The 22,329-nt window shown below is 47.4% G+C and carries 18 protein-coding genes; all 18 read right to left on the reverse strand.

What is annotated here, in order from left to right; translation table 11 throughout:
• Nucleotides 1–105: 105 nt before the first annotated feature.
• Entirely contained in the window at nt 106–2,178 is a 2,073-nt protein-coding gene (locus AB4114_RS26640) for a heparinase II/III domain-containing protein (protein WP_441991174.1), read from the reverse strand.
• The gene (locus AB4114_RS26645) at nt 2,175–2,942 is read right to left on the reverse strand and encodes an SDR family NAD(P)-dependent oxidoreductase (RefSeq protein ID WP_441991175.1); all 768 of its coding nucleotides are present in this window, start codon (nt 2,940–2,942) and stop codon (nt 2,175–2,177) included. The genes AB4114_RS26640 and AB4114_RS26645 overlap by 4 nt, the downstream gene beginning before the upstream one ends.
• A gap of 344 nt (nt 2,943–3,286) precedes the next feature.
• The gene (locus tag AB4114_RS26650) at nt 3,287–5,140 is read right to left on the reverse strand and encodes a cache domain-containing sensor histidine kinase (protein WP_441991176.1); all 1,854 of its coding nucleotides are present in this window, start codon (nt 5,138–5,140) and stop codon (nt 3,287–3,289) included.
• Nucleotides 5,140–6,177, reverse strand: a complete 1,038-nt coding sequence (locus AB4114_RS26655; RefSeq protein WP_441991177.1) for a response regulator transcription factor — start codon at nt 6,175–6,177, stop codon at nt 5,140–5,142. Before AB4114_RS26655 ends, AB4114_RS26650 begins: the two co-directional genes overlap by 1 nt.
• Nucleotides 6,178–6,265: 88 nt before the next feature.
• Entirely contained in the window at nt 6,266–7,855 is a 1,590-nt protein-coding gene (locus AB4114_RS26660; protein WP_441991178.1) for an extracellular solute-binding protein, read from the reverse strand.
• Between the two features lie 169 nt (nt 7,856–8,024).
• The gene (locus tag AB4114_RS26665) at nt 8,025–8,906 is read right to left on the reverse strand and encodes a carbohydrate ABC transporter permease (protein ID WP_173119739.1); all 882 of its coding nucleotides are present in this window, start codon (nt 8,904–8,906) and stop codon (nt 8,025–8,027) included.
• A gap of 18 nt (nt 8,907–8,924) precedes the next feature.
• Nucleotides 8,925–9,857: an ABC transporter permease gene (locus tag AB4114_RS26670; RefSeq protein WP_441991211.1), complete on the reverse strand. Its 933-nt coding sequence runs from the start codon at nt 9,855–9,857 to the stop codon at nt 8,925–8,927.
• Between the two features lie 207 nt (nt 9,858–10,064).
• On the reverse strand, nt 10,065–11,297 hold the full coding sequence (locus AB4114_RS26675) for a Ger(x)C family spore germination protein (RefSeq protein WP_441991179.1): 1,233 nt from the start codon (nt 11,295–11,297) through the stop codon (nt 10,065–10,067).
• Nucleotides 11,281–12,381, reverse strand: a complete 1,101-nt coding sequence (locus AB4114_RS26680; RefSeq protein ID WP_441991180.1) for a GerAB/ArcD/ProY family transporter — start codon at nt 12,379–12,381, stop codon at nt 11,281–11,283. The genes AB4114_RS26675 and AB4114_RS26680 overlap by 17 nt, the downstream gene beginning before the upstream one ends.
• A gap of 18 nt (nt 12,382–12,399) precedes the next feature.
• Complete coding sequence (locus tag AB4114_RS26685; protein ID WP_441991181.1) at nt 12,400–13,950, reverse strand: spore germination protein; 1,551 nt, start codon at nt 13,948–13,950, stop codon at nt 12,400–12,402.
• Between the two features lies 1 nt (nt 13,951).
• Nucleotides 13,952–14,164 carry a hypothetical protein gene (locus AB4114_RS26690; RefSeq protein WP_441991182.1) on the reverse strand — a complete coding sequence of 71 codons (213 nt, stop codon included), beginning with the start codon at nt 14,162–14,164 and terminating at the stop codon, nt 13,952–13,954.
• 134 nt (nt 14,165–14,298) lie between these two features.
• Entirely contained in the window at nt 14,299–17,409 is a 3,111-nt protein-coding gene (locus AB4114_RS26695; RefSeq protein ID WP_441991183.1) for an MMPL family transporter, read from the reverse strand.
• A 57-nt stretch (nt 17,410–17,466) separates the two neighbouring features.
• Nucleotides 17,467–18,090, reverse strand: coding sequence for a TetR/AcrR family transcriptional regulator (locus AB4114_RS26700; protein WP_441991184.1), 624 nt, complete (start codon nt 18,088–18,090; stop codon nt 17,467–17,469).
• 126 nt (nt 18,091–18,216) lie between these two features.
• Nucleotides 18,217–19,254 (reverse strand): fatty acid desaturase, encoded by a 1,038-nt coding sequence (locus AB4114_RS26705; protein ID WP_441991185.1) that lies wholly within the window; start codon nt 19,252–19,254, stop codon nt 18,217–18,219.
• A gap of 228 nt (nt 19,255–19,482) precedes the next feature.
• Nucleotides 19,483–20,094 carry a flavin reductase family protein gene (locus AB4114_RS26710; RefSeq protein ID WP_441991212.1) on the reverse strand — a complete coding sequence of 204 codons (612 nt, stop codon included), beginning with the start codon at nt 20,092–20,094 and terminating at the stop codon, nt 19,483–19,485.
• Nucleotides 20,095–20,125: 31 nt separating this feature from the next.
• Nucleotides 20,126–20,734 (reverse strand): alpha/beta hydrolase, encoded by a 609-nt coding sequence (locus AB4114_RS26715; protein ID WP_441991186.1) that lies wholly within the window; start codon nt 20,732–20,734, stop codon nt 20,126–20,128.
• On the reverse strand, nt 20,731–21,690 hold the full coding sequence (locus AB4114_RS26720) for a ring-cleaving dioxygenase (RefSeq protein WP_441991187.1): 960 nt from the start codon (nt 21,688–21,690) through the stop codon (nt 20,731–20,733). The genes AB4114_RS26715 and AB4114_RS26720 overlap by 4 nt, the downstream gene beginning before the upstream one ends.
• A gap of 110 nt (nt 21,691–21,800) precedes the next feature.
• A complete protein-coding gene (locus tag AB4114_RS26725; RefSeq protein ID WP_441991188.1) occupies nt 21,801–22,244 on the reverse strand; it encodes a MarR family winged helix-turn-helix transcriptional regulator in 444 nt (147 codons plus the stop codon).
• Nucleotides 22,245–22,329 lie beyond the last annotated feature (85 nt).

Consider the following 22,329-nt stretch of genomic DNA (forward strand, 5'->3'; position numbering starts at 1 on the left):
GCATGATGGAATATGAAATATGAATGCGACTTATATAGAATTTAATAGTGATTTTGCGAATTTTGGCGTTGCGTTTGTCTTTCGAGCAAAAGCCCGAATGACAAATTACAGAATTTGTAATCCCTTATCTGTCATTAATCGTAAGCGGACTGAACCACTTGCTTGACCAAGAACGGTTATGCTGATTTCATTGCCCGTCTGCTGCGTTAGCTGTACTGCACTGCCTGCGCGATAGACATGAATGAAATCCGCCCTACGGTCATTACGGCGATGAAGCATCGCTGTAAGTGAGCGACAAGGATCCACGGCATCGCCGGGTGTCTGAACAGCCACAATCTCATCACCCGGTTGAACGAGTGCGGAGTGGAAGATGACAGCGTCTGAGTTCGTGAGGTTGTAAGAAGCTTGCAGTTCACCCACGCCATTACCGGCAATCCCTTCAGTGGGTACAAATCTGCTAGTAATCGGCAGTTGCTGCTCCTTGAGCGTCGTTACGTCCCCTACTTTCTCAGCGACAAGCAATGGATAACTAGCCTCAGGTTTAAGTGGTTGTTGCAAAGCTTCTACCGCTACGACAGGGTGCATCCACCATTCAATCGCTTGCGGTTGATCACCAGAAAGCTCAACTTGGAACCAGTCCAACATCCAATCCTCCGTAAGCAAAAGATGTCGATTCATCGTACAGCCTTCATAGCCTTCCGTCGATTGCAACCAGGCGTAAACCGAAGTTTCTGTCGCTTCATAGTACTTAAGGCGCCCTTCATGCGGCGCTTGCGATTGACCTGCCAGCGAAACCGTGTTGTGGCTGGCTGTCTCTGCGAACCACGATCTGCGCATGGACGAGCCGTAAGGCACCATCCCCAGATCGGGTGTCAGGGTTTGATCTCGGTGCATCAACGTCAGATGCAGCTTGTCGTAGTGGCCGTGGGAACCGCCGTGCTCACCGAAATCGGCGAGGAACGACAGCGGGTTCCCCGCGATGCGGCCGATGACGAAGCCAGCGTCCGGCCAGAGCCGCGATCTGCGCGGCTCTGAAGCTGCGGCGCGGTCAGCGCCTCCGCCGTAGAGCAGCGCCTCGAGCTGCTCGTTCCCGGCAGCGCCTAGCTGCCGGTACGCTTCGCGCAGTACCGGCGCGAGGCCGGCAATGCCGTAGATCGCGAGCCCCTGCTCAGCGATCTCGGCGATTTCGCGAGCGTAAGGGCCGCGCTCCAGCGGCCCGTCATGCAGGGCCGGCAAAGCGCCCTGGTCGTCGGCCAAGTCGGCCAACGCTTCGAGCATGCCGCGCATGGACTGCCCCTCTGCGCCAGTCGTGGCGTAGAGATCAATGCCGAAGCGCTGTGCCATTTCGGCAGCGATGAGATAGGCACGAAGCACGAACACATGGTAATACGTGCTTCCTTCGAATTCGAATTGATCGGCTTTCACACCGATGGATAAATGATGTATGAAGCCGCCTTGGCCTTCAATAAGTGCTTCAAGTAGCGCTTGCTCGCCTCGAGCCGCGTACACACAAGATAAGGACGCATTCAGCCAAGCGGTATAGTTGTTCTCCGCATTGTTTCGCTCATGGATCAGAATATGACGGTACTCCTCCATACTCTCCGCTAACAAACCTAAGAACACGTCGATCGCTACCTGTTCCTTCGCATCAAAGGTAATACCCTCATCGCGAAGCAGTAAATAGGCTCGTATCAGCGTTGTAGACCAAATCGCCTCCGTCAGTGCTTGGTGGAAGGCACGTCCCTTTAACATCCAGCTCTGTGCTTCCGGATGCACCGGGTAGTGGGGGAATTGCTCCGCGTACTCGACAAGCAAACGTTTACTAATCTGTGCATAGGAAACGTCACCCAGCGCTGCGTAAATAGCAGCCGATTGCAACGCCACTCGTGCCAAGGACTGGTGCTTAAACACGAGCCAAGCACCCCGGTAGGCATCTCCTGTAATCACACACCCGTGTGGGCACAGAAATTCTAAAGCATCTACAAAGCTTTCATCGAACGTCAGTTCGGTGTGATGGTGTGGACAAACATACTGGTGCCACCAACCACCAGGTTCTTTAGGAACGACCAGGCTGCCTGCTTGCTGCAGCCTGTCGATGTCTTCTTGGAGTTTGCGGGCGGTTTGACTCGCCCACGTCAATGCCTCTACTTTAGCGGCCAAAGGGATCGCGCTACTCATCGCATCATCATCCCGCCGTTGATTTCAATCGTTTCACCTGTTACATATGCAGCTAAATTGGAAGCCAGATAAAGAACTGCGCCAGCTACATCATCTGGCGTTCCTTCACGTTGCAGTGGAATGCCATTAATCGTTGCTTGGCGCGCAGCATCCGTTGTGAATGTCGCGTGGAACATCGTATTGCCGATGAAACCTGGTGAAACGTTGTTCACGGTGATGCCACTTGCTGCAACTTCTTTCGCCAAACCTTTAGAGAAAGTAAGCACCGCTGCTTTACTTGCCGCATACACACTTCCACCAGGTCCGCCACCATTATGTGCAGCAACAGATGTCATATTAATGATTCGACCGCAGCCTTTTTCTTTCATACCTGCAAGAACGCGTTTAGATACGAAAACTGTGCTTTTCAAGTTTACATCCATGATGCGGTCATACATCTCTTCGGACATATCAGCATTAGGTACGCGCTGTACCAAGTGGCCTGCGTTATTGACAAGAATATCGATCGATCCGCCCAACGCTTGCTCAACTTCACTCACAAGCCTATCGATTTGTTCCACGTTCGTTACATCCGCTTGTACAAGAACTGCTTCCCCACCTAAAGCTTGAATCTCCGCTACAACTTCCTGTCCTTGTGCCACATTGTTCAAACAATTCACGCCTACTTTCGCACCGTTGTTTGCCAATGCTAGTGCAATCGCCCGCCCAATCCCTGCATTCGATCCTGTTACAAGTGCTATTTTCCCCGTTAAGTTGATGTTCATTGTGGTATCCTCCCATGGATATAAATCTATATTTTATTTGAATCGCTGCTTATGCAGCGTAACTACCTGTAATTGTAATGGACACGAGCGACGCTATTTCTATTAAAGCAGACAGTTTCCTCGTGTAACGGACGCGAGAGACGCTATCTACTGTTTGGGAGGCAAAATTGTGCCCCAAACAAGAGAATAACGGCCATGTTGTCCGTTAAAACATATGAATCCCGCTAAAAGACCGATTAACGTCATCTGTGTCCGTTAGACGAGGCGGCGGGGTACGGGGGCGAGGGGCATCAGTCGAGCAGAGTCGTGAGAAGGGTTCAGTTTGCTCCCAGGCGCCGCTCCACTTACCCGCGCAGCCGAGGCCGCGCCGTCTCCGGCATCGTCATCGTGATGCAGGTGCCGCGTCCCCACTCGCTGTCAACCGACAGCCCGTAGGCTTCGCCGAACACCATTTGAATCCGTCGATGAACGTTCATCAGACCGATGCCTCCACCCCTCTTCGTCCCGGTGGTCGCTTCTTCCGGCTCCGCCAGACGGTTCTCCTCTAGTTTCCTACGTAACTCAGCAAGTCTTTCCGGCATCATGCCAGTGCCATTGTCCTCGATGAAAACTTGGAACAAGCCGCCCTCTTTGCGAGCATCGATGCGAATGGTATGCCGCTCTTCCACACCCTCTGGAAAAGCATGTTGAAAAATATTTTCAATCAACGGCTGCAACGTCAAACGGACCATCTTTTCTAGCAGCAGGCTTGGAGGGATCGCTACATCAATCTCGAATTCCCGCTCCGTCCGATGCTGCAAAATAATCATATAGTTCCGCACATGATTCAACTCATTCGCAACCGTGATTTCCTCTAGATTGGTCTGAACGGAGTAGCGGAGCATGAAAGCCATGGCCTCAACCATCTCTGTGATTTCTCCTGAATCCTGAACAATGGCGTAACAGTTGATCGTTTCCAACGTGTTGTATAAGAAGTGCGGGTTAATTTGCAGCTGCAGGGACTGAAACTCGGCCCTCTGACGTTCCAGCTTGGTCTCGCCAAGCTCGAGTGCGTTTTTCTGCTGCTCCAGCTCGGCCTCATACACACGCTCGATCATATCCGATAGACGCGTTACCATCAGGTTGTAGCTGTGAATGAGTCCACCCATCTCATCCGTTCTCCCCGCGTCCTCGATATACTGCCAGTTCCCTTTCTCCGTCTCCCGCATGCTGTCTTTGAGATCCCGAATCGGCCTAATAATGGAGCGACCAAAGCGAGAAGCAAGCACAAGTGCAGCAGCCAATGTAACCAGACCTACAATGATCGTCGTTGTTCGAATCGTGTTGGCAGGTCGGCGCAGCTCCTGTACTGGCATTGAGGCAACAAGGTTCCAATCGGAATATCCTGATTTCCTCGACACAAACATACGTTCTTCGCCATTATATTTGGACAAAAATGTTTGATTTCCACTTGTCAGCACTTGCGAAGCTAACTCATCCTGCGATTTGCGTTCACTCATCGTACGTGGATAAATGTAGTTGCCCGTGTCATCCACAATGAAGAAAAAGCCCTCTTTCCCCAAGCTAACACGGTCCCACGTCTTCGCAAGTTCATCTAGCTTAATTTCAATGGCGACAACTCCGCGGTTGGCATCCCCATAGGATGGCCCCCTCACTTTGCGAGCCATCGTTACAACGGACCCTTCATCAACAGGACGGATACTCATATTGAGCAGCGCAATTTTGCCATCTCCAGGCGTTGATTTCATCAAGTAGTCGAACTTTTCACGGACAAGCACTGGATCGAAATTCAGCAGGTTCTGATTCTCGTAAATAACAGATCGACCGTGCTGACCCACGACGTAGCTCATGTTCAGCTGTTTATACAGGGTAATGACGGAAGTGACCGAAATTCGGGCGAATTCCTTGATTTTTTCCGAATACACATAGTATTCATAACCATCATCCGGCTTGATTTCCATGAATGCTCGCACATCCGAATTCGACGAAAAGGCATTGCTGAGCAGCTCATACGCCTGTAAATAGCTATCCGTTTGATAGTTCGCACTATCGATCATCTGCTCCATATATTGCTTAACTTGATCATCCAGCGCCCGTGAAGACTGCACATAGGACACAGCCCCAACGGACACCAACGATAGGACGATAACGATGAGAAAATACGCATAAATTTGACGTGAAAGCGACTTTCTCTTCATTATCGGATCCCCATACGCTGACGGTATTCCGAGGGTAGACAGCCTTCATACTTTTTGAATGTTTTGGTAAAATGCGGATGATCCGCATACCCAACCTCACCAGAAATATCGGTAATGCGCCAATGCGGCTGCTGTAAAAGTTTCTTCGCCTTCTCCATGCGGCGACGCGTTCGATACTGAACGAAGGTTTCTTGCGTATTTTGCTTAAATAATTGGCTAAAGTAGGAGGGATTCAATCCAATGAATTCAGCTACCTCTTCTAAGGAAACTTCCTCCGCCAAATGCTTCTCCATATACTGTTTCGCTTCTTCGACAGGGTCCTTCTGCTTGCCTTTGCGCTTATTCTTGAGCTCTTGCAGCAACCCTCTCACAGAGGCCGTAAACCACAGCCACACATCTTCCTCGCTGAGCGAAGGAGAAATCTGGGACTCTTCCTGAATCATATACACATCCCGAACGATAAGCCGCCCATGTACAAGTGTGTAAATCTCCTGCACAATATCACTCATGCGATTGAGCTTTAATTTATAAGTACCTAGCTCCGCCTTGATCTCCTCGAGATCTCGGTCAAGCTCCTCTTGCTGCAGCATCCATACCGCTTGCTCCAAACGCGTAGCCCAACTCTCCAGCTTCGTGACGGCGACGAAAGACTCCGAGCTCACCTTGCTTTTGTTCAGAATGAGCTTCTCTAACACCTGCTGAAATCCCTTAATGTTGACTGGCTTCAACAAATATTCCTTGACCCCGTAAGACACACATTTCTGCGCGTATTCGAAATCCCCATAACCGGAGATCACAACCACTTGAATGTCAGCATCCATCTCGGCAATTTGTGCACATAGCTCCAGACCATCCATCTTCGGCATACGTATATCTGTAAAAAGAAAATCAGGTCGTTCCTCTTGAATCCGCTGCATTGCGACAACACCATTCTCAGCCGTTCGCAAGCTTTCAATGGGCAGCCCCGATTGTTCCACAAGCTTCTGTAATCCTCTGCGTATCATCGGTTCGTCATCGACAATGAGTATGCGGTACATGAGAAACTCTCCTTTCAAAATGGGATGAAATGCACGCTCCCCACGTACCGTTGGGCACGTGAGGAGGCGGCATGCTCAGGAACTGAGCTTATTTACGCGGCATCGACACAGTCGTACCGGAATCTTTACTATTAAATTTCTCTGTTGCTTCCTTGATAACTTCGTTTCCACCTTTGGACTTCCACTCTTCCAATACTTTCGGCCAGTCGGAAATTGGTTCTTTACCATAAACCATTTTCACCATGTGGGAAAGAATAACTGGAGGTGCTTGGTCAGAAAGTGGTGAAATATCAGGGTTTTTCATCAAAGATTCTAGACGAGGCTCGAAGTTGATACCGTCGCGTCCTTCATTCTTCAACGTCGTGTCATACACGTTCATCAATTTCTTGCCATCTTCTGTCAAGCTAAGTGTACCCTTATTATAAGTTGTATCTTGGACAAGCCACAAGAAAGATTGACGGTAACGCTCTTCATCGACTGCAGCTGGATCTGTTGGTGCTTTGTAGTCGATTTTACCATTAGCTTCTGTATACGTGTCGCCTTGGATACCGAATGTGAAGAATTTCTCAGCCTCATCGGACATCATCCAGTCGAAGAACTTAATGATTTGCTCGGCATTTTTCACGTTCTTGTTGATGAAGTAAGCACGCGGCGCTGGTCCATACAAGTAGTGACCACCTTTACCGTCGGGTCCAGTTGGAGAACTGATAATTTCGATATCGCCCGTTGGCACTGTTGCTTTCAGTTGTGTCTCCCATTGCAGCATTTCATTGGCGTTCATGGACCACATACCTGCTTTACCTGCAAGAATCGTGTTTTTGAACACAGTCGCATTGATAGTTGCGAATTCTTTGTTGATCAAGCCTTCGTCAAACATCGTTTTGTACGTTTGCAGGGCTTTCATCATGTTCTCTGAATCAAAGAATTTCGGCAGGATTTGATCCCCAGACTTCTCGAACATCGACAGGTACGGATACACATCATAAGCACCGAAGAAGGAATCGGCATACTTGAAGTTTTCACGGCCCATGTAGGGGTTCTCAACACCCATTTCTTTGAACTTACGCAGAACAGCCATGTACTCATCAACCGTTTTCGGCACGCCTAAACCTGTTTTGTCTAGCAAATCTTTACGGATAAAGATCGAACGACGGGATGGATTGGACAAGTACTCCGGAATCGCATAGATTTTACCGTTGTACGTTACGTTATCCCAAGCGTCTTTCGGAACTTTTTTCAGCAAATTCTGACCATACTTCTTCAGCAGCTCATCTAGCGGTTGGAATACGCCGGCTTTTACAGATCCCGCCATTTCCTTCCCGTTCACACCACCACTGCCCTGTACGACGTCAGGGATGTCATTTGTTGCAAACATTTGGATCATTTTTTGTTCATATTCTTTGTGTGGAACAAGCACGATATTCATATCGGAGTTTGTTAGTTCTTCGAGCTTTTTCACCCATTTGTCTTGATTAATATCAGGCGATTTCTCAACATGTCCGAAAGCAAGTGTACGCAGGGAGATGGAGAACTTCGTTTTCTCTGCCGGCTTTGCACTAGCAGTTGTAGTCGCACCAGCACTTGATGCCGGTTTATCCTCAGTCTTGGAAGAAGAACAAGCAGCCATCACACTGGCCATTAATACGACAGCCATCGTCGTGGGAATCCATTTTTTCATTTCTACCCCTCTTTTCATATCGACTAGGTAACTAACACTTTCATAACCCCATTGTAAAAGCGTTTACAATTAGCGACTATGGACTGTCTTTAGTTCGAATTGTCTTTTTTTTAGAATTGTGTAAAAAGAGTTAAATAGTAGGTTTTTTGTATATATCTGTCGACAGCAACTAGGATTTAACCGATCCCACCATCATACCTTTTACGAAATGGCGTTGTAAGAACGGGTAAATAATAATGATCGGAAGCGTTGCGATAATAATCGTCGCCATTTTGATACCCTCCGGGTCCATGTGAGCAAGCCCGCTGAACTGGGAAGCGTTCGGATCAATACTGATATCCTCGGAAACAATCAATTGACGAAGCTTAACTTGAAGCGGCCAAAGTGCAGGCTTATTTACATAGTACAAGGCAGCTTGAAACGTATTCCAATGGCTTACAGCGTAGAAAATCCCCAAGGAAGCCATAACCGGTTTGGATAGCGGTAAAACAATATTCCAAATCATTCTGAGCTCGGAACAACCGTCGATTCGACCAGAATCAATTAACTCACTCGGAATTTGCATGAAAAACGAACGCATAATGAAGAAGTTAAAAGCACTGATCGCACCAGGAATCATTAAGGCCCAAAGCGAGTTCGTCAGGTGTAAATTTTTCATCAAAATAAAGTTAGGAATGAGCGGCGCTGTGAAAACCATCGTAATTAGAACCATAATAACGATTGCTTTACGGCCGGCATACTCAGGACGCGACACCGGATAAGCCAGTGAGGCGGTCGCGATCAGATTAATGAGTGTTCCCACTACAGTAATATACACAGTTACTCCGAAGGAACGCCAGATTGCCGCATCACTAAATACATATTGATAATTAATTGATGTAAACTGAACAGGCCAGAACAATACCTTCCCATTCACAATAGATTCCGAAGAACTGAACGATTGAGCCAGCACGTTTAAGAACGGCAGGAGCATCGCTAACGATAGGAGTGATAGAAATAATATATTAAAGCCATTAAACACTTGCCAGCCGGCTGTCGGCTTGCGATTCATATAGCGTTCACCTCCGTCTTAGTACAAGCTTTCACCCGTTGTTTTTTTGCTTAAAATATTACCAGTTACAATAAAGATCACGCCTACAACGGCTTTGAAAAGTCCAATAGCTGTCGTATAACTAAATTGCTGACCTTGTAAACCTTGCGCATAAATATACGTATCTAGAATTTCGCCACTTTCTTTGTTAAGCGGATTCAAGAATACATAAACACGCTCGAAGCCAAAGTCAAGGAATTTACCAATGTGTAATAGGAACAAAATCATAATTGTCGGCAATAATGAAGGTAGTGTAATGGATATCGTTTGTCTCCATCGATTGGCACCATCTACCTCAGAAGCTTCATACAAATCTGGATTAATCCCAGCTAGAGCTGCTAGATAAATGATCGTGCCGTAACCGGAATCACGCCAAATACCTGAGGAAATTAACACGGTACGAATCCACGATTCTTCACCCATAAAATAAATGGGTTCAAAGCCTAACCAAGTAATAAAGTGGTTAACAGCTCCTGTTGAAGGAGAAAGAATACCGATTGCAATCCCACTTACGATAACCCAAGACAGGAAATGCGGCATGTACACGACGGTTTGGAGCACACGCTTGTACATCACGATGCGTAGTTCATTCAATAGTAAGGCGAGAATGATTGGCGCCGGAAACCCTAGCAGCAAATCATAGACACCGATGAGTACCGTGTTTTTCAAAATATTGAGGAAATCATAGTGTGCAAACATGCGGGTAAAATGTTCAAGACCTACCCACTTACTGCCTGTGAAGCCGTCGAAAATGTTGTAATCCTGAAAAGCAATAACAGATCCTAGCAAAGGTACATATTTGAAAACAATAAAATAAATAATGCCCGGCAGTGATATCAGATATAACGCCTTATACTTCCAAAACGCGCGCAGCAAGGACTTGCCTTTGCTCATCTGCTTACGTCCACTCATCTGCTTTACCGCTTGTGCGTTGACCGCCATCCTCTGGCCCCCCTCACTTATCTTCGTCGATGTTATAGGTCTATCGTAACCTGATACAGCGCTTTCAACTATGGAATGGCTTTTCACTCACTTGTGTTTTTTTTAGGTTTTGGGGCATGGAAAAAGAGGGATGAACATGCTAATCCGTGCATCATACGTCCCTCTTTGTATGTCTAATTAAGAATGCTCAGCTTTCACCCAAGGCGAATAGAGCGTTCTTGACGTTCTGCGAAGCTTGGAGATGACCTGTACGTCCAGTTCGGCCTCTGGTAATATCTCCTTCTCCCATTGATCTTTAATTTGCTTCCATAGTTTAGGATTTCGATCTTCTAATCTGTTGCCGAAAGCAAAAATGTCTGATTTATAGTCAATGGCAACTTTGCGAAAAGCCATATGCACTTCGTTACGAATTGTATTGGACAATTGTTCTTCCAAATAAGAAATCGTTTTGGCATCTACCTTGAACTTACTGCTAGCTTTATCTCCAATATTAAATTCCACACTAATAAGGAGTTGAATCACCGCTTTACCATCCGTGTAATAAACCTTGCTCTTACTTTTCTTTTCACCTGCAATTTCCAAGGATATTTGACAATTCGACTCATTCGGGCAAGGGACGGTGACAATCGCTGTTTTCAGCTTTCCCGTGACCCACATAAAACCTCTAGACTCTGTGCCGTTCAAAGTCCCTACCAGCATCCCATTGGAAAACACGCCTGTACCCGACGTATAAAATAAACTCGATTGTTTGGCCCCCCCTCCTTGATAGGGCTTCACACCGACCGTATTTTTGACATAATCCGCTTGTTCAACTAACTGAAGCATAGAGGTGTAAGGTTGTCCGCCTGTTGGTTCTGCCAGCTTGCGAGCAAATTCAGTAAAATGCACCTTGACGGATTTGCCATCTAAGTCCGTATTTTTAATACTATCTTTCAAGTAATTAGAGGATATGGCTGTAATGTCTGGCGTTGACTCTAGCATATCGAGCGCGCGTCCTTTTACCAGGGCTATGTATGCCGTGCCCCGCAGCTCGGGATCCGATGAGAAAAAGTCCAAGTAATGTCGAACATCTGTTCTTGCCGCTTTTTCTCCAATTACTAACACCTGCAGATGGGACCAATACAGCTTTCTTCCCACGATTTGCAGATAACTCCGCGCTGCTTCGAATGTTGTATCTCCGACTACACTCAATGTTTTCTTTTGCTCTCCCTTTAAGCCGCTCGTTGGTTTCATAGCTTCCAATACAGGCGTTAGAACCGTAAGAACGATTTGTCCCTTATCGTTAAGATCGACGCCCGCGGCAAGGACATATTCGATTTTATCGGCTTCCTGTCTGTTCCAACACCCTGTGGTTAAGATGAGAATCCCGCTCAGCAACAGCAAATTGACGCTTCTACGCAGGTTTCTCATTCGCGGTTCTCCTTGCTTTCATCTTACCTGCTAACCATAGAATCGTGAGAAGAACGAACGCATACAGCCAGAACGTAACCCCTTTGGCTATTTCGAAACTAACGATGCTAGCGTTAATGTTGTCAGGGATCATAGATAAGTAAAAGATAATTATAGAAATTGGAATCATTAGATTACCAATGTCAATCGTACCGAACCAGTCCCGAGAACCAACGCAGCAAGCGTAAAACAACAATGAATTTTTGGTAATATTTATAAATATCCACACGGCCAAGAAGGGACTCTCCAAATGCTCAATAAATTCAAATATGGCAATATCTTTTACTAATTCAATGACAGGAAACATAAGTCTTTGAGTAAATGCACTGCCATAGGTTCCCATCGTAATCAGGAAAGTTACCTCAAACAAGCACAAGACGATGAACATAGACCACAGTAACGCAGGCAATACTTGGGCTTTCTTCTTGATTTGTGGATAGATATATAGGAGCACGATCATTTCAGAGAATGTACTGCAAATGCCCAATGAACCTTTCCATACTTCCATCAATGAAGCACTAAAAAAAGGCTCTATGCGTTCAAGATCCACATTTTCCATCGAAAGGGCAAACATCGTGACGAACATTAAAACGATCACGGGAGCAATGATCTCGCCCCAGCGAGCAATTGACAGCATCCCGCCTTGCGCCAAATAATAACGCAGAACGAGCAGCATAATGATAACCAGCTCCAAGGGAGTTTCCGGGAGAACCAGTGAAACGATAATTTCCGCAAGGATCCGTATAATAATTGCAGCAAAAAACAATAACGGCAGCAGGAAGAGAAGTGCGTAAACACGCCCGAAGACAGGTCCAAACAGGCTTAAGCAATACGCAATAATGCTCATCTCTTGCATAGCTGAACCAATTTGTGTAATTAACCAGAAAGTTGGAATGACCATAAGACTGCCTAGGAGGATCGACAGCCATCCACTATGCCCCGAAGCTTGCGCTAACGTGCGCGGAAGTGTAAAAAAAATCGTACCAAAAGATATAAAGCATACTAGAATCATCATTTGCTTGGTCGTTAGATGTGCAGATTTCAACGATATGCCTCCACTCGCTTACGGTTTTCGCCTCTTAAAGCCAAGAAAAGATGGGCGGTATTTTAAAGAAAACGCTGGCTTTTTGAGCACGATGGAATCATCCACATCTTTTAAGGATTGGGGGGTCAGAGCAGCCAGATAGTTGACGCCGAAGGAGCGTAGATGAATCATGTGGATGAGAATCATGCTGGTTCCAAACACGATACCAAAAATGCCCAAAACGGCAGCTAGCATCATAATAGGAAAGCGCAGCAGCCGAATGGTTAAAGAGGCATTGTAATTCGGTATGGCGAAAGCACCAATGGCCGTAAAAGAAACGATTATCGTCAGTACAGGGCCGACGATATTCGCCTGAACAGCCGCTTGTCCAATGACAAGTGCGCCAACGATACCGACCGTTTGGCCCATTGTGCCAGGGAGGCGAAGACTTGCTTCCCGCAGCAGCTCTAAGCTGATTTCCATAATCAACGCTTCTGAAAAAGCTGGAAATGGAATCCCGCTGCGATTGCTTGCAATAGCAAGCATGAGCTCCGTCGGGAGCATTTCCTGATGAAACGTCGTAATTGCAATATAGATGGAGGGCAGCGTAAGCGCCATAAGCATCGCCAAGAATCGCACCCAGCGCAGCATCGTTGCTGCCCAATAATTCGTGTAATAATCCTCGGTAGCCAGTAGAAATTCAGTAAAAGTGATCGGCATCGTTAGTGCAAATGGCGTGCCATCAACGAGCACGACAACTTTACCCTCCAAGATMGCTGCAGATGCCTTATCCACTCTTTCCGTCGAGTTGAGCTGCGGAAATGGCGAGTACGGAGAATCTTTTAGATAATCCTCAAGCTGGCCGCTATCCAGAATACCCTCGGTTTCAATTTTGGCGAGCCTTCGTTTGACCTCATTCACGATGCTTGGATTCGCTACGTCCTGTAAATAAGCGATAGCACCATCGGTCAATGTTCGCGTACCAATTTGAATAGGAAAGAGCACTAATTGCGGATCTTTAATCTTTCTTCTTATTAAGGCTGTATTGGTTCGAAGCACCTCATTAAAGGCATCCTGAGGGCCTCGAATAATCGGCTCGCTAGTCGGATTGGAAACGAACCGATGCTCCCAGCCCTCGGAGGTGATGAGTAAGGTTTCAGCAACCCCGTCAAGCAAAACAAGCGTGCTTGAGTATAACAGTCCTTTGATACTTTCGTTTAGCGTGCTTACTCGCTTTATACCGCTAGCTGTTATGACAAATTTTTCGATATGTGTTAATGTAACCTGCACGTTATGGTCCATTTGCATCAGAGGGAGAATGACACATTGGTGTACAATATCTTTTTCTGCAAGTCCATCAATATATAGAACAGCGGCTCGAATTTTCAAGCCATCCTCGTTCTGCAATAGAAGTTCACGAACAATGAGATCGGAAGGATTCTGCGTAGCGTCTTTAATCAAGCTCAAGTTGCTCTCTAAACTGCCACTCAATTGTTCTGACGATTGCTCTTGTAATTCGACGGCTGCTGTCAACAGATCGGGCGATGCGCTCGATGCTGATTTCTTAAGAAGCTTTCCCAATAGAGACACACTATCCGCCCCCCTTTTCAACAATACTGTTCAGCGTGTTTTGTAACATGTTCGTTAGGACATAGGTTGTTTCCGTTGCATGAAAAACAGCCAGAGCCAGGCCGATCATGGCCAGGGAAACATAGGCAACAACGATTCTGCTATCGTTTTGGCGAGTACTTTTTCGGGGATAACCAATGATAAACAGAAAAAGAGAAACAAGTAACGATAGCATAAGTATCACCTAATCTTATTTTGACATTAGGTTCTGCATTTACTTGTATTTATATCCATTCTTATCTACACAGCAAAGAGGCTCCCCTCCAGGTGCAATCACCCTGGAAGGAAGCCCTATACAAATCTCTGTACCTACGCCGTGCGACTCTCCGTCGACACCTTGTGCGCGCTGACGCCGCGCTTTGCCCGTAGTGCTTCTGGCATAGCCAGCAGCGCAGGCAATAGCATCGGCAGCAAGACGAAGCAGAGCACGATGAGGCCGACGATCACGGCCACCGCTAGCTCGATCAACAGAACGAGGCCGGATGGTACGAGCGTGGCGAAGGTTCCGCCAAGGATGACCATCGCCGAGATCACCACGCCGCCGATGTGCTTAGCGGCTTGCACGATCGCTTTCGAGGGCGATAGATCGCCAAGCTCTTTGTAACGCATCATCAGGAAGATGCTGTAGTCGACACCGACAGCAATAATAATGATGAAAGAGAAGAACGGTACGAAGGAGGAAACCCCATCAGCGCCGATGATTTTGTCCGTTACGACATTCGTCGCCGTCATCGCTACATAGTAAGATATCACTAAGCTCAATATGATATAAACGGCTGGCCAGAAGGCCCGAATGACGAACAGCAAGACGATGAACACACCGATAATGACGATAATCGCAGTGCTATTGAACGACTTCAGCTGCGCCTTGTTCGTGTCATATGTCGTCGAGCTCGGTCCTGCCGCGCCGACCTTCGCATTCTCCAGCACGGTGCCTTTCACGCTCGCAGCGAGCTCCGCATTAATGCCTTCAATCGTATCCATCGCCGCCGATGAATACGGGTCATCCTTCAAGATGACGATCATCTTCGTCATCTTCCGATCCTTGGACATGAAGCTGTCCAAGGACTTCCCGAAATCTGCGCTCGACAGCGCTTCTTTCGGGATGAAGAACGTTTTGGAGCCGTTCAGCTGCGTCAGGAACTGGCTCGTCATGCCAAGTCCCTCGGACACGTCACCGAGTCCGTTGCCGCTCTGCCCAAGGCCGTCCTTCAGCTGGCCCATGCCGCTGCCAAGACCTGACAGGCCTTCGCTCAGCTTCTGCTGACCGTCTTTGACGCTGCCTAGCGCAGCGTTCAGCTTCGCCATGTTCGCAGCGATCTCGCGGCTGCCCGCGCTGCCTTGCTTCAGCCCTTTGGCGAGCTCATCCGCTCCGCTCTCCAGCTGCGTAAGTCCCGCCGCTAGCTGCGCCTGCGCGCCGTTCACTTGCGCCAAGCCTTGCTTCGCTTCGGCGAAAGCACTGTTCAGCTTGGCTGCGTTCTTGCCAAGCTCGCTTAGTCCGCCGCTCAGCTGCGTTAGACCGGAGGCAAGACCTTCGCCCGTTTGCTTCAGCTTGATGTAATCTTCATCAGTGTTCAATTGGTTGTACTTGCTGCCAAGCCCGCCAATCAGACCATTCATCCCGACAAGTCCTTGCTGAATCCCCGTAAGCTGCCCCTCAATTTGGCCGTAACCTTCCGTCATAGCGTTATATCCTTGCCCTAGCTGTGTCAGCCCGTCAGTGATCTTAACGCTATTGACACTCACTTGGTCCATGCCATCTTTCAATGCAGCAATTCCCGTACTTAGCTCATCTGCACCGCCAGCACCTTGCGCGATACCGCTAGCTACTTGATCCAGAGCAGTAGTCAGTTTGCTATAGCCATCCTGCACTTGACTTGTGCCATCTACAAGTTGGCCAACGCTTGATGTATCAGGCACTTCCAGCTTGCTTTGCATCAAAGTAAGGCCATCCCGAATTTGATTTACCCCTTTTTGCGAAGCTGTAATGCCATCGGCAACCGTCTTCGTTTGCGTAGAAATATAGAAGTCATCAATCGGCTTCGATTGCGGCTGTGTCACGCTGGAAACCATATCGACACCTGGAATGGTTTTCAGCTTCTCCGTCACTTTATCAATTGCCGCTAAACCATCATTCGTGTTAAGTGGTTTGTCATTCTCAATAACGACCATCGTTGGGAGTGCCTGACCTCGGCTGAAATGGTCCGCAACGAGGCTGAAGCCTTTGGTGGATTGGTGATCATTTCCAAGTTCCTTCAACTGATCAAACGACAGTTTCTGATGATTCGCAAGCGCAAGCGGAATTGTAATAATTAGAATGATTACTGTCGTTATAATCGGTCTTTTCACCGCAATTTTCGTCAAGCCTGCCCAGAATTTACTCTCCTTATGACCCCCCATGCCTTTGGAAGGCCAGAAGAGCTTATTGCCCAGCATTTTCATGAAAAACGGCGTCACCGTTACGATTTGGAGCAAGAGAATCGCCGTACCAATCGCAACTACGTTACCTGATTGATAAATACCGAAATCCGATAACGTTAAGGCAGCAAACGCAATAAACACGGTCAAAATGCTATAGAAAATCGTTTTACCCGCCGTGCGGTAGGTCACAATGATCGCTTCATCCACGGATAAGCCATGGGATAATTCCTCTTTGAATCGATTAAATAAGAGAATGTTATAATCGGTCCCAATCCCGAAGAGAATCAAGATTAACAGCATTTGCGTAACACTCGTCACCGGGAAATTGAATTTATCGATGAGCTGTGCGGCAATCCCCATGGACACCAGGTACGAAATACCGACCGCCAGCAAGGATACTACCGGAATAATGACGGAACGGAACATAATCACAAGGACAGCTAGGATGAAAATGACCGTTAGCGCGGCACTTTTTTCAACACCGGACTCGGAAGCTTTAATATAATCATCCTGAATGAAATCCTCCCCAGAAAGGTAATACTCCACCTTCATGTCCTTCAGAACATCTTCAAACTCCAGCTTAATGTCCTCGACGTGACGCCCTCTTTTATCCAAAGAAAAGCTCGCCATCAGGGTCGTGCCATCCTCAGAAATCAGTGATGACTTCGCCTCCGGCATGGTAAATGGATCAATCAACTGATTGAAGCCGAGCTGGTCTTGATGGCTTTTCATATTCGTAATACCGGCCTCGATCGCTTTCATATCGGCATCTGACAGCTTATTCGGGTTATGGAAAACCACAATATCACTCGTGCCCTCGACCCCATTGATTTTGTTCAGAATCGCTGAGGCAACCTTGGATGGCGCGTCACTACGCAACGGATCCTGCCCTCTAAGTCCAAGAATCGCATTCACATTGGGTTGGAAAACCGTCAACAACACGGTCGCCACCAACCACGCGGCTAGAATCGCCCAACGCCATTTAATAATGGATTTCATCTCTCTCTTCTCCTCCACTCACTAGTAAACAAGCGTTCATTATTGAGCTAAAAAAATTTACGCCTGTGCTAGCTTTATTTTTTCTGAAATACCTGTGCAATACAGGTACAACAGTTCATCAACGAGCATTTTAATCGTATCGCCATCCTCATGGTCGCGCAAAATCAGACAAATACTCTCGATCATCGTGGTCGAAATCATTTGAGCAGATAACTGATCTTTCTGGGACAGCGTGCCTGAAGGCGCCAATTCTGCTGTAAATACTTCGGAAATAATCTGATGCACCAATGTAATCATGTCTTGTTTCGCCGAAGCAAATCGAGAACCTTCACTTAGATTCAGCAGAATCGTAAGCTCGGTGCTGGACTCCTTGAAAAGCAGCATCAGGGAGGCATCAATTCGGCGTAAAATTACTAAATGATCAGACAATGCCGTGCAAAGGGTGTCATCCACTTCTTGCTTGCAAACGCGCAAAACCTCAGCTAATTGCTCCTGAATGGGCTGTATCAGTTCATCGAACAGATCATCCTTGCTCTTGAAGTAACGATAGATGTTACCTGGTGTTATGCCTGCGGAATCTGCAATTTGCCGAATGGAGGCTTTCAAATATCCATGCTTCTTGAACTCGGCCAATGCCGATTGGCGGATACTTTGTTTGACTTCATCTTTTAAAATTTGCATTAATAAACACCTGTTCACTTTTTGACGTCATAGTTGGATTATACAGTGCCCACTTAGGCATTTCAACGCTATTTCGATAAAAAAAGCGCCTAACCTGCAGATAATCACAGGTCAGACACAAGTTAATTATTCCACATCTACAGCTTTTATAATGCGTGGTTTCACTTTCACGCGGAACTGCTTCAAATCCTTGAACTGAATGAACTTCTTGGATTCCTCATTCCAAATACGGAATTTCAATGATTCCAGACTCGTCTTCAGTGTGATCGTTTGCACATTGCGAAGTGCTTCGTTCTTATTGTGTACCTTTTGCAAATGATAGTTAGGCACGCGCGGGCTTAAATGATGAATGTGGTGATAGCCGATATTGCCTGTAATCCAATGAAGTACTCGCGGCAAATTGTAGAATGAGCTGCCGTGCATCGCGGCTTTCACATAATCCCACTCTGCATCATTCTCGTAGTACGTTTCTTCATAGTTATGCTGAACATAGAACAGCCAAATGCCCGCCATACCTGAGAAGAAGAACATCGGTCCTTGAATCAGCAGGAACGACTCCCAGCCGATACCCCAACAAAGCAAAGCAATACTGCCAACAATACCTATATTCGTGATATACGTATTGATTCTTTCTTTCATGCCTGCCTTCCGGCGGTTAAACCGGTAATCAATCAAGAAGATGAAGATCGGTCCAATGATAAACATCACAAACGGACTGCGATATAGGCGATATGTCATTCGTTTAAGCCATGTTGCTTCCATATATTCATCCACGGTTAGCGTCCAGATGTCACCAACGCCTCTTTTATCCAAGTTTCCACTAGATGCATGGTGAACAGAGTGTGTATGGCGCCACTGATGGTACGGTACGAAGGTTAATATTCCTGTTAGTGTGCCAACAATTTCATTGGCGAGTTTGTTTTTGAAAAAGGATTTGTGACAGCAATCATGAAAAATGATAAATATGCGGATCAAAAAACCTGCAGCAATTAGATCAATCACGAAAGTTAGCCAAATTGAAACGGAAAGACTTAGAAAAGCAAAATACCAAAGCACGAAAAAGGGTCCCACTGTATTGATGATTTGCCACACACTATGCTTCATATGTGGTCTTTCGAAAGGCGCGATATCTTTCCGCCACCCACCCTTATCCTCATGCTTCATCCTGTTAGAACTCCCTCTCTCCGCGTCGTGTCGGATCTCGTAAGTTTATGTGCCTTGAAGTAGTACGTTACGAATCGAAATAAGTTCCCGTTATAGGATAAGAAATATTACATAGCTAACTCATCATACGTGGGTAAACCCTTTTTGTAAAATGCAATATAAGTAAGTCGTCATAAAAAGAGACGAATCGCCTCTCGTTCTGCGTTAGAACGAAGCGGTCCGTCTCTTTTACACCGGCCTATCTATCTCAAAAAGCTCGCCAAGCTTCGCATAAGCATTGCCCGCTAACCGACTTACAGGCTTTAGCTTTATCGGGTCAATACGTCCTTTGTCAACTAAGTTCTCATCAATGTGAAAATATACGACGCGTCCGATTAACAAATCTGCCGCGGGTGCGTCCAGTGTTCCGCCTAGCGGAATCACCTGCTCGAGGACGCATTCCATGCGGATGCTGGCTTCGGCGATGCCCGGAACAACGATGTGGCTGCTCGGGACGGGCGTTAACCCCGTCAGCGTCACTTCGCTCTCTTCAGGCGGCAGCGCAGCGGCGCTCTGGTTGATCTGGTCGATATAGGATTCGTCTGAGATATGTACAACGAAGGCTCCTGTATCGACTGCATTGCGGGAGGTATCCTTCCGGACACCCTGCTTCCGCTGCACGGAAACGGCAACCATCGGCGGGTCCGCCGTCACGATGGTGAAATAGCTGAAAGGCGCGGCGTTCAGCACGCCTTCAGTCGATAACGTCGAGACGAAAGCGATCGGCCTCGGGATAATACTGCCGATGAGCAGCTTATAATTCTCACGCTCGCTTTGTGCGGATGGATCAATGCCTAGCATGGTCATGGTGACAATCTCCTCTCTTCCTCTATTAGAGTGAGATCCCTTTGAGCCACTCTGCTGCGGCAAAAACCTCAGAGCGCGTCAATTGGTGGCCTGAATTCTCCCAATGCACATGAACATCCGATCCAGCATCGCTCAGCAGGCGCTCTAGCTCCTCCGACTCCTCGGGTGAGCAGATCGGGTCGTTCTTGCCAGCCCCGATGAATACAGGGGTGTCTGAGAGATCAGGCAGCGGGATGCCGCGACGCGGCACCATCGGATGATGCAGAATGGCTGCGCGAAGCGCATTCGGGTAATGGAACAGCAAGCTGCCCGCGATGTTCGCGCCGTTGGAATAGCCGATCGCAACGACGTTGCTGCGATCGAAGCCGTGCTCGACTGCTGCTGCGTCGAGGAAATCGTACACTTCCTTCGTACGGAAGATCAGATCTTCCTCGTCGAAGATGCCCTCAGCCAGCCGACGGAAGAACCGCGGCATGCCGTTTTCTAGGACGTTCCCCCGTACACTAAGTACGGAGGAGGTTGGTGAAATTGCCTGCGCCAATGGCAGCAGGTCTTGCTCGGTCCCACCCGTTCCGTGAAACAGAACGAGCACGGGCGCTGTCAGATCAGATCCTTGCTGATAGATATGTTTCATTGCTCATCACCTTCCAATACCCGCACTTCGATTGGCGGCAGATTTCGCACGATTTGATCGCGGCTTGCTTCAAACCATTCTGGCAGCATTAATTTTTCGCCAAGCGCCTCTGGCGCTTCATCTCTTGCAAACCCTGGCGGATCAGTAGCAATTTCGAACAGGATGCCGCCTTCTTCGCGGAAGTAAATCGCGTTGAAGTATTGACGATCCACGATTGGAGTAGGGTGGTAGCCATTGCTCGCTACGTGACTTCTCCATAGCGCATGCTCGGCATCATCTTTCGCACGCCATGCGATATGATGAACAGTTCCCGCGCCGCCAGCACCGTAGTCCATCGGCGTTACGTTGATATCGACGATATTACCCAAGTCGCCGAAGGAAGCGAAGCGTGCATAGGCGCCTTCTTGCCCTACTTTTTTCAAACCCATGACATTCACAAGGAGTTCCGACGTTTTGTCAGGTGCCGTGCTGTAGAGGACAGCGCCGCCGAAGCCTTTGATCGCTTTGTCCACGGGAACACCACCAAATGCCCACTGACTTGGCGCACCTTGTTCGCGCTCAACAATCTCTAGTCTCAGACCGTCTGGGTCTTTGAATTGTACATAGGTTTCGCCGAATCGCGCATTTTTCTCATAGGCAACACCGAATTGTGTAAGGCGCGCTTCCCAGAAAGAAAGGCTGCCTGTTGGCACGGCGTAAGTCGTGATGCCGACTTGACCACCGCCGACCCGACCTTTGCGGGATCCCGCATATGGGAAGAAAGTAATGATCGTGCCCGGGCTTCCTGCTTCATTACCGAAATAGAGATGGTATACTTCCGGTGCATCGAAATTGATCGTTTTTTTGATCATACGAAGCCCTAGAATACCTGCATAAAAATCTACGGTTGCCTGTGCATGTTGAACGAAAGCGGTGATATGGTGGATACCTGCGGTTTGTTGTTGTGTTGTTGTCATAATAGCCAACTCCTTCATATTTAAGAATCTTTATTTTAAGATAGTTTACATAAGATAGTGTCATTTATGTTAGGGATTCCGTTTGTGCTGAGCGCAATTGAACTCGATCACTACTTGAATCCTTCTTGCGCATATCTGCCTAGCTTCTTCAGCAGCTGACTTGCGAGCTTCTTCTCTTCGTCCGTCAATCCTGCCACTGCGCTCTCAATCACTTCGGCATGCTTCGGAAAAACGTCCTCAATAAATTGTTTCCCTTTTTCCGTAATTTCAGCAAAAATCAATCTGCGATCTTCCGTCGATGTATTGCGTATAACGAATTCCTTTTTGACCAGCTTATCAACGACATAGGTAATATTCCCACTACTCATCAATACTTTACTGCCAATTTGTTGAATCGCCTGCGATCCCTTGTGGTAAAGCAGTTCTAGTACACCAAACTCTGTGCGGTTCAGTCCATGCTTGCGAATATCTCGATCCCCGTGGGCGTTCACCCACTCACTCGCTCTAGAAAKGGCGATGTAAAGATCTAAAGATTGATTTCTTGTTTCGCTCATGTTGCTTCACCTCATTTCTTATGTTTGTTTCGTTTATCTTAATTTAAAGATACTTTATTTAAAGATAAATGTCAACAGGCAAATT

The organism is Paenibacillus sp. 2RAB27 (genome assembly GCF_052115445.1).
Classification (GTDB): Bacteria; Bacillota; Bacilli; order Paenibacillales; family NBRC-103111; genus Paenibacillus_E.